The sequence below is a fragment of the Actinacidiphila glaucinigra genome, from assembly GCF_900188405.1.
Classification (GTDB): domain Bacteria; phylum Actinomycetota; class Actinomycetes; order Streptomycetales; family Streptomycetaceae; genus Actinacidiphila; species Actinacidiphila glaucinigra.
Genome location: NZ_FZOF01000013.1, coordinates 105,669 through 119,696 on the forward strand (window position 1 = coordinate 105,669; position 14,028 = coordinate 119,696).

The following is a 14,028-nucleotide window of genomic DNA, read 5'->3' on the forward strand; positions in this document are numbered from 1 at the left end:
TGGCGTACTTATACTCCGGGCCATGAGCGCACACATACTGGTGGCGGAGGACGACGAGAAGCAGGCGCAGCTGCTGCGCGTGTACCTCGAGCACGAAGGGCACTCGGTCACCGTCGTCCACGACGGACGCGCCGCCCTGGAGGAGCTGCGCCGCGACCCGCCGCACCTGCTCGTGCTGGACGTGATGATGCCGAAGGTCGACGGGCTCGACGTCTGCCGCATCCTGCGCCGCGAGTCCGACCTGCCGGTGCTGATGCTCACCGCCCGCTGCACCGAGGACGACCTCCTGCTCGGCCTGGACCTGGGCGCCGACGACTACATGTCGAAGCCGTACAGCCCGCGCGAGCTGACCGCCCGGGTGCGCACCCTGCTGCGCCGCGCCCGGCCCTCCGCTCCGCCCGCCCCGGAAGCCGACCCGACGCTCACCGTCGGCGGCCTGAGCGTCGACCCCTCCCGGCACGAGGTGATCTGCGACGGCACCAGCGTGGACTGCACCCCCGGGGAGTTCCGGCTGCTGGAGACGCTCGCCGCCCAGCCCGGCCGGGTCTTCACCCGCGAGCAGATCCTCGGGCAGCTCCACGGCACAGGCCGCTACTTCACCGTGCGGACGGTGGACACCCACGTCATGAACCTGCGCCGGAAGATCGAACCCGATCCCGCCCGTCCCGTGCGGCTGCTCACCGTGTACGGCGTGGGCTACGTCCTGTCCGACACCGCATGAGCCGCCGTTTCCACAGCAGCCTGGTGGTGCGGCTGCTCGCGCTGTCGGTGCTGGTCTCCGTCTGCTCGATCGCGGCCACCGCCTGGCTCGCGGTCCGTACGACCACCCGCGCGATCCGGCAGGAGCAGGGCCAGGCCATCTCCGACGACGCCCGGATCTACGAAGCCCTCCTCGGCCGGGCCGCCACGCACACCGGCTGGGAGGGTGTGCGCCCGCTCGTGGACCGCCTCGCGCGCGAGACCGGGCACCGCGTCGTCCTCACCACCCAGGACCGCCGGCCCATCGCCGACTCCGCCGACGCCGGCCACCGGACCCCGCTGCCGGACCGGGCCTCGGCGACCGTCGACCCGCTCGCCGTCGACGCCGCCCTCGCGGGATCCCGAGAAGGCGACCGCATCGACTCCCGTGCCGCCGGCCCCTTCCGTCTGACGCGGGCGGAACGGACACGGCTGACCGCCCTCGCGCAGCGCCACGTCACCTGCCTGCGCGACATCGGCATCGACGCCACCGCCGTCACGGCACCCGGCGGACGGCCCCGGGTGACCACGCCGGGCTACAGCGGCACCCGATGCGCCGAGGACGCGCTGGACCGGCCAACCCGCACCGAGTCCCGTGCCCTCGCCCGGCTCGACGCCCTGGTCGACGCGTGCCTCAGCCGGCGGGGCAGCGGACGCGTACAGCTCGCGCTGGACCTGACGTGGACGCCCGATTGGCACAACCGCGAGCCGGTGGACGAAGGGCTCGTCGTCTCGTGCCTGGACAGCGCCCGCCGCGAGCAGCTCGCCCCGTACGTCGCCCCGGCCGCGCTGCTGTTCATCGGCTCCCCGGAGAACGCCGCCGCCGCGTCCCCGTTCGACCTCTCGGCGCCCAACCGCCTCCGCATGGCGGGGGTCGTCGCCGGCGTGCTCCTGCTCACCGTCGTGGTCACCGTGGGCCTGGGCCTGCAGTTGGTCAGGCCACTGCGCGCCCTCACGGCGGCCGCCCAGCGCGTGAAGGCGGGGGACGTCGCCGCGCGCGTCCAGGTGACGGGCAAGGACGAGATCGGGCGCCTCGCCGAGGTCTTCAACGAGATGTCCCAGGAGCGCGCGAAGCTGGAGCGGCTGCGCACCGAGATGGTGGGCGACATCGCCCACGAGCTCCGCACCCCGCTGAGCAACATCCGCGGCTGGCTCGAGGCCGCCGACGACGGTGTCGTCCCGGCCGACCGCGCGCTCGTCGGCTCGCTGCTCGAGGAGGCGCTCCTCCTCCAGCACATCGTCGACGACCTCCAGGACCTCGCCGCCGCCGACGCCGGGGCGCTGCGCCTGCACAAGGTGCCGTGCGAGGTCGGCGAACTCCTCCGGCAGGTCGCCACCGCCCACGGCGGGCGCGCCGACCACGCCGGTGTCGCGCTCTCCGTCGACGTCGCCGCCGACGGCATCGGCAGCGTCGTCGCCGACCCCGTACGCCTCCGTCAGGCCGTGTCGAACCTCGTGTCCAACGCCGTCCGCCACACCCCGCCCGGCGGAACGGTCACGGTCACGGGACGCCGGGAGGACGACGCGGTGGTCATCGCCGTGGCCGACACGGGCGGCGGCATCCGGCCCGAGGACCTGCCCCGGGTCTTCGACCGCTTCTGGCGCGCCGAGAAGTCCCGCAACCGCGGCACGGGCGGCAGCGGCCTCGGCCTCGCCATCGTCCGCAACCTCGCACACGCCCACGGCGGCTCCGTCACCGCCGAGAGCGCTTACGGCGAGGGGTCGCTGTTCACCTTGCGACTGCCGGGCGGTGAGCCGGGGCGGAAACAGGAGTCCTCGCGTCGCGCATCACCACGCGCGGGCGGGGCCTGAGCCAGTGCCGCGCGCAAGGTCCGCGGTCGCGCTCATCACGGGTTTCCGGCATGGCGGGTGCCGGGGCCAGGCCCCGGCACCCGCCACCGTCACCTTCCGTGCCGGGTCAGCGGACGGGGTGAACCGGTCCGATCTTCAGTCCGTGCGCCCCGCGGACACTGCACTCCGAGGCCTTCCACGGCACATCGATCTGGTCCCGGGAGTCCGGCGGGAAGACACCCAGGAACGAAACACTCTTCAACCGGCAGTCGGAATCGGAGAGTCCGGCCTGCCCGTTCAGGACCTGCGCGTCGGCGACAGCGCGGGCATTGGGAATCAAGGTCACCGTCGTGGCGCGCGTGGTCTCGACGCGGTCGGCGGAATTGCCGATCTCAGCGCCGTCGCGGCCGCGAAAGGACACTCCGGGGAAGCCGGTCAGGGCGCACGGCGCGGTGCCCGTGTTCCGGAAGGCCAGCTCGAAATGCGTTGTGCCGGCACCGCTTTCCTGGTTCTCCACGGAAACCCGCAGACTTCCGGACGCGCACCGCTGCGGCTCACCGCCGCGACCGGATCCGGAATCCGTGTCCTGCGCACCTGAACGGTCACGCGACGCCCCGTCGGCGGACCCCTCCTCGCCGCCGGCTCGCCGCTGGGAGGCGGCCGACGAATCACCGCGCGAAGACGACGCGTCCGAGGCGGTCGCCACCGGAGAGGAACCCGAGGAACCGGCCTTGTCCGCCTCCGGGCCGCAGGCTGCCAGGGCCGCCATAGCCAGAACGAGTACGGGTACGACGCGAGCGCCGGTCGAGACCTTCATCAATAGCCTTCTTTCCATGTGGTTCAAGGGAACCTCCCCCGTCACAACCGCAACTCTGACAAAGAATGCGGACGCGACGCCACCAAAAAGAGCCTCCGTGACCGCGCGATCAATGAGCAGTTACGGTCCCAGGACATTGGGAACCCGGCCGCGTCAAGCTTCACAATTCATCGATGTAAATCCGCGCCAGGACCAATAAATTCTGGCACTCCGCTTCTATACGCACCTGCCAGGCGTCGAGTAGGAACGGGTAGTCCGCGTGGCCGAATTCGCCGCCGCACGTTCGGCTGAGCCTCAAGCAAGCGGATCGCGGCCCATTGCCGAACGTGTTGACCTGCTGGTCCGGATACCGGGATATAGCGCACGCCTATGAACGTGTTCGAGATCCTGCGTGTCGGTGGTGGCGAGGACTCGTTGATGCTGGTGCGAGTGAGCCCTTCGTCATGGCCTCGGTCCTTCAGCTTTTCCGCCGCGACCTGCCGGCCCGTCCTCACAGCGCGCCTGAGTGGATGTTCCCCGATCTCGGCCTGAACTCAGCTGCCACAGCTAGTTCTTCTGCAGGGTGCGGGTGACACCAGCGATGACGGCGGTCGTCAGCACCCAGCCGAAGGCGATCAGCAGGTATGCGAGCCCCTGGAGGCTGTCGTTCGACCAATACCAGGCCGTGCGCTGACCCAGACCACCGATGGGGATCAGGAGGTCGAGTGTGTAGACGAGGGGCTGGAACGGGGCGCCTTCGCCTTGTTTGACCGGGGTAGGAGAGTGAGTGCCGAAGGACAGAGAGCCCAGCAAGGCCAACGCGAGGAGCCAGACGCCGGCCAGCCAGGGGCGGTAGCCATAACCGACGGTCACGTCTAGCAGGTGCCCCCACACGCGCCCGGCCGGAGGCAGAGTTCGACGCCGATGGCGCTGTTTGGCCAGAAGTACGCGCCGGGCATCGTCGTCGTGGCCGGCCTTGCGATACCAGCTCGCCAACTGCTCATAAGGCTGCGGGGTGTAGCCCGGGCTGCGTCGTATCCACGCCACACGGTGGACCACAGAGTCCCGCCGCCCCACTGCCTCCCGCCGCTCGCCTGCCTCGTCCACTGTGATGGAGCCGTAGACGAAGCCGTCCAGTTCCACCACGTCCGGCCAGCTGTGCTCGTTGTCGTGGAGGTAGGACACCTGCGCGCCCCGCAGGTCCACCGTGCTGGACGGTGGCCGGGCAAGGGTGACGTCGAAGTCGACGGCCTGCATCAGCGGGGCAGCCAAGGAGGGACCGTGCCCGTCGCGCGGCCCGTTCAGTACGGCTCCTTCAAAGGTCAGGTTGTCCGAGATCCGGGCACCACGCAGCCGTACGGTCCCGTTCGCGATGAATCCGTCGGAGAAGTCGAGCGTCGAGGCCACAGCGTTGTCCAGAGCGAGCGCCACCCCGCGCTGGCTGGGACATTCCAGTCGTGCACCTCGCATGTGCAGTCCGCCTGGCAACTGTGCCCCCAAGAGACGGACTTCACCATGCGCGACGAATCCGTCCTGGCAGTACACCCCACCCTCTGCGACCAGTCCGCCGGCGGACACCGCCCATTCCTCAGGTGCGGTGATCTCGGCGCCGCTGAGGTTCACGGCGCCGCTCACGTGGGCGTTGATGAGCGACAAGGCGGTAACCCTGCGGTGGAAGGGCGAGGCGGAGCCGCATTCCAGGCGAGAGCGTCGCAGGTCGAGGCGTCCCTCGATACGGATCAGGCCGGCTTCCACGCCCGGCACCCGGCTGCCCACGATCGCAATCGACTGGGCCGATGCTCCGGAGAGATCCACGCCCTCCTCGAACCAGCAGTCCCCGAGCCAGAGCGCATGAGCGATCTGCGCGCCGGCCAGGTTGAGGTGCCCGGATATCCGTGCCCCCGCGAGCCTCAGACACGCGACGGCACTCGGCTGCGCGGTGTTCGCGCCCTGGAGAAGCGCCACGATCACGGCGGCCCGAACCGTTCGCCCGGGGCCCCACTGTCCACCCTCAGCAACACGGTCGTCCTCGGGTACGCCCGTGCGCAGATCCACGTGGCGTCCCTCGGGGAACGCGTCCCACACCTCACGCTCCGGTGAAGTCAACTCGTCGTATGAGAGCACCCCATCAGAGTAGGGATCTACCTCAACGCCCGCCTCGCCCCACAGCCGGTGGTTTGGGGGTCAGCCATTCTGCTGGGAGTTCTTGCTGCCAGCGCCAAGCGGCGGTCATCATCCGGTGACTGACATCGTCTGCTGCATCGCCGCTGCTCGGGCAACGGCCTCTTCAATTTGGCATCGGCCAGTCCGACTTCGGCTCCAGATGGATGCGCACCATCGACGTGGTGTCTCGCTGCTCCAGTTCAGAAACTCCTTGACCACGACATTGTCGGACAGCCGCCACCGGATGGTGGGGCCTGAGGCTTCCGGGACGTCGGTGAGGCCGGCGAACTGCTCGGCGAGTGCGGAGCTGTCCACCTCGGCTGTTATGCGGTCGCAGGTCGAGACCGTGTCGGTGAGGGCATGGGATTCGATGAGTGCCGGGAGGGATGGGGCGATTTCGAGGAACGTGCCGCCTCCATCGTCCACTCCGACTCGTCCGTCCGTGTGCACCAAGTAGCACACTGGAGAGGAGACACGTTCTCCGAACCACTCGAAGTACCAGCCGTGGGTAGAGCCGGTCGCCATGCGCTGGCCCAGGTCGTAATGCCACTCGCGGAGCATGTCGTGGCGTTCGCCCTGGATGGTGTAGCTGCTTCGCACCTGGTAGCGGAGTCCGCCGTATCTCTGGTCGAATCCTTCCCGGCGGATGACGAGCATCATGGGTGTGGGGATCAACTGGCCAACGCGGTCCCGGATCCGCAGGAACTCAGTGCTGAGTCGGGGTTCCCGCTGACGATCGCGCCAACCGGTTCGTTCGAGCAGATTCTGGGCACGGGTGGAAAGACCGGTGGGGTCATCCAGGATGTGCATCCTGCACTTCTTTTTCCATGTCAGGGTGTGGCTTCGTAGGCCCTTACGGTACCGGGTCGAGTCGCTTCGGCCCCCGGAGTCCTGCGCGGCCATGGATCCAGCACGGGCCTCCCGGACCGCACCGTCGCGGTCGGGTCGCCCCGTCGACAATCGGCAGGAGGGTGGGGGATGCCGGGGCGTCGATCTGACGTGGTGCGGTGCCGGTTGGGGTGGGGATGGCGCTGCCAGGACGGAGGGCCCGGCAGGTTTCCCCACCCGGCGTGTGGAACCCCGGGCGGAGCGGTGACTCCGACCTACGACACCGGCTACTGGACGTCGCGGTTCTGGTCGCACCCGCCGTCGGCGGCTCTGCGATCCCTCACGTATGCGGCGGGCGTGGCGCCGTACGCCGACTTGAAGCGGCGGATGAAGTGGCTCGTGTCCGAGAAGCCCCAGCGCGCCGCGATCCCGGCGATCCCGGCCGCGGAGTCCGGGTCCACGAGCTCGTCGTGGGCCTTCTGCAAGCGACGACTGCGCACGAATGCCATGACGGAGTCGTCCCCGGTCGAGAAGCTCCGGTGCAGCGTCCGAAGGGACACTCCCACGTGCCGGGCGACCATCGCCGGAGACAGGTCCGCGCTTTCAAGGTGCTGTTCGATGGCGTACTTGGCGGCCGTCACGATGGCTCCGGGGTCGTCGTCGAGCACCACGCCAGGACGGTCCGAGAAGATGCTCGAAAGCAGGCTCGCGCAGGCATCCCGCGCCATCTGCCGCGCCGTGACCGATGTCTCCAGTTCCCGGCTGCTGCTCTTCACCGCTTCGAGGTAGTTGAGGAGGAACCGGACCTCGGGTGCGGCGATGTCCGATACGCATGACCGGCCGGACTGCTTTCCCGATCGGACGTGCGGTAGCACCAGGTGGCGTGGGACGGCGATGACGTGCACGTTCGTGGCCGGCGCGCAGGAGAACTGCCACGAGGCCTTCGTGTCGCGAATGCAGATCTGCCCCGGCTTGACCTCGTACGTCTCCTTGCCCGCCCGGAACTCGATCCAGCCCGAGGTCACCACGTCCGCGACGATCGGATCCTGAGGCAGGTTCTTGCCGGAGACCCCGGTCAGTGAGTCGACGTAGACCTGGGCGGACAGCAGTCCGTCGATGAGCTGACCGTGTGCGTTGAAGCGGAATCCGCGTGCGGCGGCCGCGTACGGAACGGCAAGACGCGTGAGGTGCGAGAAGGGGCCGCTTTCCCCGAACGGGTTGTGTTCCTGGTGACGGAAATGCCGCTCGGAGGATTCCGCCTGCTCGGCGGTCAGGCGCATATCGGCCCGGTACGTGATGGCGCTGCCGGAACTCGGCGTGGAGTTCGCGGAACCCGCCGATCGCTGGTCTTCCACCTGGTCCCCCACGCGATCACCTCGAGAGCCTTCACGGGAGGTTCCGAGTAACCGCTGCCTTGCCGATTGATCCGTACTTGCCGCGGGCCGCACCGCTCCGGCGCCAGGGCCCACTGCGACTGCATTCTAACAACTAGTTCGGATTTCAACAACTCGTCCCACCCACCCTCGGGGACCGGAAGATTGCGCTTATGGCGCGGATGTTCCATGGCGTGGCGCGCATTTCCCCGAGGCTTTATGCGGCGCCCGCGCGCGTCCAGGACCGGTCACGAATTGCACCGACTGGGGGGACCGGGCACTGGCGGAAGCGCGTGTGGTGGTGTCCTGGGCACGGATGCCCCGGACACCACCACACGGTTCTGCGTCGTGGTGCGTCAGCTGTGGCCGTGGGGGTTGGCCGGGAACTGGGCGGTGACGTCACCCTCGTAGACCAGCGCGGTGCGGTGGTTGTACTGGATCGTGTACATCTTCTTGGCGCCGAAGACGACCTTGCCGTCGGCCTTGAAGTAGTCGTCGGTCAGGGCCGGCGCCGCGGTGGCGACGTAGGCCTGGCCGGACGGGATGCCGTACACGCTCAGCGGGGCCTGGGTGGAGGCGCCGTACCCGGCCGGGTACTCCGCCGCGTCCGGGTAGCTGGAGCCGTACACCTTCACCGGCGGGACGTCGGTGGTCCTGCCGCTCTTGACGATGGTCACGCCGTGGGCGGGAACGGTGTTCCGGCCCTTCGGGTTGTGGAACCACACCTTGCTGCCGCTGAACCAGATCGCGGTCCAGGCGCCCCGCTTGCCGGCGACCACGAACTGCTGGCCGGCCTGGGCGGTGCTGCCCCAGTCGTTGATCCGGTCGGTGCCGTCGCCACCGGAGTGGATCGCCTGGTCCCCGAACAGGGGCGCGGTGCTGCTCGGCGCGGTACGCAGCTGCACGAAGTTGGCGGGCTGCTCGACGTCCGTGCAGGCAGGGGTGGCGCCCGTCGGGTCGTCGGACGGGCAGACCTCGACGGTCTGCCGGTTTCCGGCGAAGCCGGGGGCGATGGTGACGACGCTGCCGACACCGCCGACACCGTGCCTGCCGGTCAGCGGGGCGCCGACCAAGGCCATGAAGTGCTCCCAGTCCCAGGACGGTCCCGGGTCCCAGTGCATGCCGGACACCGTGGCCGACGTCGGGCCGACGACGTTGTCGTGGCCGATGATGTGCTGCCGGTCCAGCGGGATGTCGAAGCGCTCGGCCAGGTACTTCACCAGCTCCGCGGTCGCCTCGTACTGGGCCTCGGTGTACCAGGTCGCCCCGTGCGCGGCGTAGCCCTCGTGCTCGATGCCGACGGAGTGCATGTTGGTGGAGTAGTTGCCCGCGTGGAACGCCAGGTCCTTCGTGGGGACCATCTGCGTCACCGCACCGTCCGCGGACCGCATCACGTAGTGCGCGGAACTGCCGCCCGCGGTCTGGAACGTGGCGATCGCCGACTCGTACGAGGACTCCGTGTCGTGGATGACGATCGAGTCGATCCGGATCCCGTTGGCCGGACGGTCGGAGACCTGGCCGTTGGACGGGGCGGACGGCACGAAGGTGCAGTCCACGGTGGTGGGGCACTCGGTGCCGGCCGTCGCCGCCGAGGCCAGGCGCAGGCGGTCCAGCTGGCCGGTGGCCGGCGTCACTCCCGTCGCGGGCGCCAGCGCCATGCGCTGTCCGTCGGCGGTCGTGCGCTTCGCGCCCTTCTTCAGTGTGGCGTAGACCCGGTCGGCGAACGCCCGGGCGCCCTGCCGCTGGGTGGACTGGCTGTAGCGGGCCACCGCGCCGTACCAGTCGTCCGGATCCGCTGAGGCCTTGCCGCCGGTCGACTCCTGATACGACGCCAGCAGGGCGGCTCCGCCGCGGATGTTGGCCTTCGCGTCGGTGCGCAGTTCCTTCGCGGACAGGCCGGTGAGCTTGGCGGCCGCCTGGAGCGTGTGCAGCGCCGAGTCCGCGGCCAGCTCGGCCACGTCCGCCCGCCCGGCCATGCCCGCGTCGCCGGCGGAGAGCATCGACGGTGTCACGTCCGTGAGATGCATCGGCCCGAAGCCGCCGTCCGTGCTGTGCTGCCCGGCGTGAGCGTCCCATGCGGACTGCTGGTACGCCACGGCCAGCAGCACCTGCTCCGGTACGTCGAATTCCGCGGCCGCGGCAGCGAAGTCGGCCTGCCGCGTCGATGTGTCGGTGGAGCTGTCGCCCGTCGCCTGTGCGACCACCGGCACCGCCACCGCGCCGGCCACCGCGAGTGCCGCGGCCGCGAGCAGCAGCGGCCGACGCCGTTCGGCGTGCCGCCGGCGAGGGGTTCTCTCTGTCGTCATCAATTATTCCCGAGTGTGTCTGAGACGGTCATGTCGCCCTGTGGGCAAGCTGACTGACACGGCATGAGCCGTTCTGCGAGGCGCTCCGGAATCTCTACGGAGGTGTGCCTGCCGTCTGTCGACGCCGAACAGCGTCCGGCGTTCGCTCGCAATCGACCTGAGGACGATCGGTGACGCTAGCAGAGAGCGCCGGACGGAATCAAAGGAAGTCGGTACCGCCGGTGGAATTCCCGCAGGTTGTGAACATGCCGTGGAAGTCTGCCATTTCGCATGGCACTTCCCGTTCGCCGACTCTCGCGCCAAGGCACAGGAATTACATAATTGGCACTGCCATCACATGCGGGCGGAATGGCGGCCGATGACCCGCGCCCCGTCCCGGAGAGTCGGGGGCCGCATCACTCAGGACGCTCCGGTCACGCGCTGAACTTGGCCGGGGACAGACCGTGGGCCCCTCCCGGCCGGGCGGATCCCGGCCGGCCCACCCCCTGCGTCACTGGACTGTCACCGAACGTGTACGCCGGGCGTAGGCGCGGGCGGCGCGGGCGCGGTCACCGCAGCGCGTGGAACACCAGTGCCGGCGGCCGTGCCGGAGGAGGTAGCGACTGCACGGCGTGGAGCCGCACGCGGTGAGGCGTTCCGCGTCGGGGCCCGTGAGCAGGTCGGCGGCATCCGCGGCCAGCCGGGCCAGAGCCTGGTCGAGGAACTCGGCGTCCGGACGCACGGCTGTGCGGTGCAGACCGAGAACGGGGTCCCAGCGCAGCAGGGGCGCTGCCGGCGTGCGGGTGAGAGCCTCGTTCACCGCTTCGAGGTCGGCCTCGGACGTCGGGCGGCCGTGGACCTTCGAAACGATCACGGAGCGGATGTGCGCGCGCAGCGCGCGGAGGCGTTCCACGTCGCCCTCCTGCAGCTCGGCGCTTTTCGGCGCGAGGCCGTGTGCGGTGAGCCACCGCTCGGTTTCGGAAGGGGTGTCCAGCAGGTCCAGGGACTGGCCGCCCGGCAGGGTCACGACGCTGTTGACGAGGTCGAGTGCCGGGTACTGCTCCGCACCCGGTGCGGGCAGGACCTCGGGCTGTTCTTTCGGGCTTGCCGTCATGCACCTCATGGTACGGCTTGCCGCCATCCGTGAGAACTCGTATGTTTGTCACGGATGACCCCCAACCTATCCGTGAGGTGTTCTCAGAGTGCAGCATGTTCCGATCACTGTCTTCGGCGGTCCGACGGTTCTGATCGAGTACGGAGGTCTGCGGTTTCTCACCGACCCGACGTTCGACGGCCCCGGCGACTACGAATTGCCCGGCGGGCTGGTGCTTACCAAAACGGCGCCCGCGCCGATCACGCCGGAGGAACTCGGCCCCGTCGACGCCGTGCTGCTCTCCCATGACCAGCACGCCGACAACCTCGACACCGCCGGACGAGGCTTTCTCGCCGGCGTGCCACTCACCCTTTCCACGCACGACGGGGCGCAGCGCCTCGGCGGGACGGTTCGCGGCCTCTCCCCGTGGGCGTCCGTCGCCCTCCCCCGCCCGGACGGCGGCACGGTGATCGTGACGGGCACTCCAGCCCTCCACGGCCCGGAGGGAGCAGAGGCGATCGCCGGTGAGGTGATCGGGTTCGTGCTGACCGCCGACGACCTGCCCACCGTCTACATCAGCGGCGACAACGCCTCACTGGACGTGGTCAGGCAGATCGCCGAGCGACTCGGCCCCGTCGACTCCGCGGTGCTCTTCGCCGGCGCCCCGCGACTGCCCGTCTTCGACGGCGCACTCGTCGTCCTGGACGGTGCCGGGGCCGCTGCGGCCGCCCGGATCCTCGGGGCTCGGCGTGTCGTTCCCGCGCACTGCGACAGCTGGGCGCACTTCACCGAGGGCCGGGATGATCTCGTCCAGGCCTTCGCATCCGCCGGCATCGCGGACCGGCTGCACATCTGACCGCAGGTACGAGCCACCATGGCGCCAGGCGCCATGTCCGGGCTCGAGACCTCACCAAGCCGCACCGGCGGGGAGCCCCGTCCATCGACAAGGCGGGCTCCCCCTGTACCTGTTCAAGGCGTCCTGTTGAACACTCCCCCTTCGGCCCTCCGCCTCAGCGCCTCGGAGCTGATACTGACCTTCAGTCTGCTGTTCGGCGTGACGACCGTCGTGCGCTGGGTGGTCGGCCCGTCCGCGCTCTCCGAAGCCGTTCCCGGCACCCGCCCGCAGCTGTTCATCATCGGTGCGGTCGTCGGCGCACTCGTCGTAGGGCTCATCCTCAGCCCTCTCGGCCGGCAATCCGGCGCCCACATGAACCCGGCCATCTCCTTCGCGATGTGGCGCTTCGGAACCATCCCGGGTCGGGCCGTGGCGTTCTACGTCAGTGCTCAGCTCACCGGGTCCCTGCTCGGCGTGCTGGCGGCCCGGGGCGTGTGGGGCAGCGTCGCCGGAGCGGCCCCGGTGGCCTATGCCGCTCTGCGGCCCGCGCCCGGCTGGTCGGCCGCCGGGCTCTTCCTGGCGGAGGCGGTGTCCACGGGCGTCATCGTGCTGCTCGTGGGGGTCTTCGCGGCGGTCGGCCATCTGACGCGCTTCACCCCGTACATGGTGGGTGTCGTCGTATGCCTGGCCATAACCCTGCTGGGGGCGAGCACCGGCGGCAGCGCCAATCCGGCCCGCCAGTTCGGTCCTGCCCTGGCCGCGGGCCAGTTCGCATTCCTGTGGGTCTACCTACTGGCGCCCCTGTTCGGCGCCGTCTTGGGAACGATGGCACGAGGTCTGCTCCTCGGGCGCCATCGAGTGCTCACCGGGCCTGTGGGCTGAGGGCAGAACGAACGAGGCTCCCCGACAGCCGAGTGAGATGCCTGACGTGTCAACTCATCTGCCGGGGAGCCTCGTCGGTCACACGGCCTGGCGCACCGCGCCCGCCTCACACGCTGGGGCAATGCCGGGAGGACCGTACAATGCCGTCGGCGAACCGGAGGGGATCACCAGTGCCGGGCCGTTGGAGGCCGGTCGGGCCCGGTCGCTAGTCGATGCACACCATGTCGACCTTGTTCGCGTTGCCACCCAGGTTGGCGGGCTGGAAGTTGGCGTGGGAAACCGGAATGGACCCCAGCGAGATCCAGGCGTTGCTGCCGTTCCAGTTGTACAGGTGGATGGCGCCACCACCCTTGTTCACGATGGAATCGATCCTGTCGTTGAGGCCGATGTTGCCCAGGTTGTGGCAGCCGTTGCTCGGAGCCGTCCAGATCTTGTAGTTGCCGTTCGCGCCGTCGTAGTAGCACGACTTGCCCGGATAGCAGTAGTCGGCCTGGCTGGCCGCCTGACTCGGCGCGACAACCGTGGCGCTGAGGATGGCCCCCGCACCAAGAGCCAAGGCGAGCGAAAGCTTCTTCATCGTGGTTCCCTTCGAAAAGCAAGCGCGCCCGCCGACCCGAAAGCCGGAGGGCTTGCGACATGACGTGCCCCGTCACCTGACGCACACGTCGCGATCTTTCTCCAGAGACGATAGTTGAACAATAAACCACCTAATAGAAGTTGTGTGCCAATCAAGCGATGTGACTGTCGATAAGTGAGGAGGCCCGGGCTTCGACGCCTCAACTCGTCCACCGCTGGGCCCTCATTGGCGCGGAGCCTGGCGTACAGCAACCGCCCCACACGCCTGTTGACCAGGGTCGCCATGCCGATCGCCGGCCGCCGGGGCGACCCGCGCGCACACGTCCTGCCGTCGCCGCGCCCACCGTCGATGGCCTTCGTCCGCCCAGCCGCCCGGCCGCCGTATGTTCTCGATGGCCGCGAGGACGAATACTCGCAGGGAGTTTCCCGTCTAGCATTTCAGCGCCAATATGACGGCACTTCCGTGCCAGGATTGAACTTTCACCGCGCATCGGCACACCGGCCTCTGGCCACTATGTGACATGTCCTCAACGCGCCATGCCCGCGGCATTTACTCGACGAGCTATGACTCGATCATCTGTGGAAGCAATCGTTCTGCTCACTTCTTCCCGATTGGGAGTTCAGTTGCCTCCGTTTTCACATAGCGGCCGAATGGCGGGGTTGGGCAT

At 69.1% G+C, this 14,028-nt stretch carries 11 protein-coding genes; 4 read left to right on the forward strand and 7 right to left on the reverse strand.

Going from position 1 to position 14,028, the window contains the following annotated elements; translation table 11 throughout:
* Positions 1 to 22 precede the first annotated feature (22 nt).
* A complete protein-coding gene (locus CHF15_RS24640; RefSeq protein ID WP_089226055.1) occupies positions 23 to 721 on the forward strand; it encodes a response regulator transcription factor in 699 nt (232 codons plus the stop codon).
* Entirely contained in the window at positions 718 to 2,550 is a 1,833-nt protein-coding gene (locus CHF15_RS24645) for a sensor histidine kinase (protein ID WP_089226056.1), read from the forward strand. The genes CHF15_RS24640 and CHF15_RS24645 overlap by 4 nt, the downstream gene beginning before the upstream one ends.
* A gap of 106 nt (positions 2,551 to 2,656) precedes the next feature.
* Here the strand turns inward: CHF15_RS24645 and CHF15_RS24650 are convergent, their stop codons facing one another.
* The 6 genes from CHF15_RS24650 to CHF15_RS24675 all read right to left on the reverse strand — a co-directional run bounded on the left by CHF15_RS24650 (position 2,657) and on the right by CHF15_RS24675 (position 11,088).
* Positions 2,657 to 3,346 carry a DUF4232 domain-containing protein gene (locus CHF15_RS24650; RefSeq protein ID WP_179279945.1) on the reverse strand — a complete coding sequence of 230 codons (690 nt, stop codon included), beginning with the start codon at positions 3,344 to 3,346 and terminating at the stop codon, positions 2,657 to 2,659.
* 546 nt (positions 3,347 to 3,892) lie between these two features.
* A complete protein-coding gene (locus CHF15_RS24655; RefSeq protein ID WP_089226058.1) occupies positions 3,893 to 5,449 on the reverse strand; it encodes an oxidoreductase in 1,557 nt (518 codons plus the stop codon).
* Positions 5,450 to 5,557: 108 nt separating this feature from the next.
* Positions 5,558 to 6,298: a hypothetical protein gene (locus CHF15_RS24660; RefSeq protein ID WP_089226059.1), complete on the reverse strand. Its 741-nt coding sequence runs from the start codon at positions 6,296 to 6,298 to the stop codon at positions 5,558 to 5,560.
* 305 nt (positions 6,299 to 6,603) lie between these two features.
* A complete protein-coding gene (locus tag CHF15_RS24665) occupies positions 6,604 to 7,683 on the reverse strand; it encodes a helix-turn-helix domain-containing protein (protein WP_245939020.1) in 1,080 nt (359 codons plus the stop codon).
* A gap of 362 nt (positions 7,684 to 8,045) precedes the next feature.
* Positions 8,046 to 9,995 carry an N-acetylmuramoyl-L-alanine amidase gene (locus CHF15_RS24670; RefSeq protein ID WP_089226060.1) on the reverse strand — a complete coding sequence of 650 codons (1,950 nt, stop codon included), beginning with the start codon at positions 9,993 to 9,995 and terminating at the stop codon, positions 8,046 to 8,048.
* Between the two features lie 490 nt (positions 9,996 to 10,485).
* Complete coding sequence (locus CHF15_RS24675; protein ID WP_089226061.1) at positions 10,486 to 11,088, reverse strand: CGNR zinc finger domain-containing protein; 603 nt, start codon at positions 11,086 to 11,088, stop codon at positions 10,486 to 10,488.
* An 88-nt stretch (positions 11,089 to 11,176) separates the two neighbouring features.
* Here CHF15_RS24675 and CHF15_RS24680 point away from each other — a divergent pair, with 88 nt between their 5' ends.
* Together CHF15_RS24680 and CHF15_RS24685 are read left to right on the forward strand one after the other, a co-directional pair.
* Positions 11,177 to 11,923: an MBL fold metallo-hydrolase gene (locus CHF15_RS24680; RefSeq protein ID WP_089226062.1), complete on the forward strand. Its 747-nt coding sequence runs from the start codon at positions 11,177 to 11,179 to the stop codon at positions 11,921 to 11,923.
* A 126-nt stretch (positions 11,924 to 12,049) separates the two neighbouring features.
* Entirely contained in the window at positions 12,050 to 12,784 is a 735-nt protein-coding gene (locus CHF15_RS24685; protein ID WP_245939021.1) for an MIP/aquaporin family protein, read from the forward strand.
* A gap of 205 nt (positions 12,785 to 12,989) precedes the next feature.
* On the opposite strand, the gene CHF15_RS24690 is transcribed toward CHF15_RS24685, so the two are convergent.
* On the reverse strand, positions 12,990 to 13,361 hold the full coding sequence (locus CHF15_RS24690) for a hypothetical protein (protein ID WP_089226064.1): 372 nt from the start codon (positions 13,359 to 13,361) through the stop codon (positions 12,990 to 12,992).
* Between the last annotated feature and the right edge of the window lie 667 nt (positions 13,362 to 14,028).

Bases quoted from the DNA above. Each gene is read 5' to 3' on its own strand.
- CHF15_RS24675 (WP_089226061.1), bottom strand. From the start codon at position 11,088: ATGACGGCAAGCCCGAAAGAACAGCCCGAGGTCCTGCCCGCACCGGGT.
- CHF15_RS24645 (WP_089226056.1), top strand. From the start codon at position 718: ATGAGCCGCCGTTTCCACAGCAGCCTGGTGGTGCGGCTGCTCGCGCTG.
- CHF15_RS24640 (WP_089226055.1), top strand. From the start codon at position 23: ATGAGCGCACACATACTGGTGGCGGAGGACGACGAGAAGCAGGCGCAG.
- CHF15_RS24650 (WP_179279945.1), bottom strand. From the start codon at position 3,346: ATGAAGGTCTCGACCGGCGCTCGCGTCGTACCCGTACTCGTTCTGGCT.
- CHF15_RS24670 (WP_089226060.1), bottom strand. From the start codon at position 9,995: ATGACGACAGAGAGAACCCCTCGCCGGCGGCACGCCGAACGGCGTCGG.
- CHF15_RS24660 (WP_089226059.1), bottom strand. From the start codon at position 6,298: ATGCACATCCTGGATGACCCCACCGGTCTTTCCACCCGTGCCCAGAAT.
- CHF15_RS24690 (WP_089226064.1), bottom strand. From the start codon at position 13,361: ATGAAGAAGCTTTCGCTCGCCTTGGCTCTTGGTGCGGGGGCCATCCTC.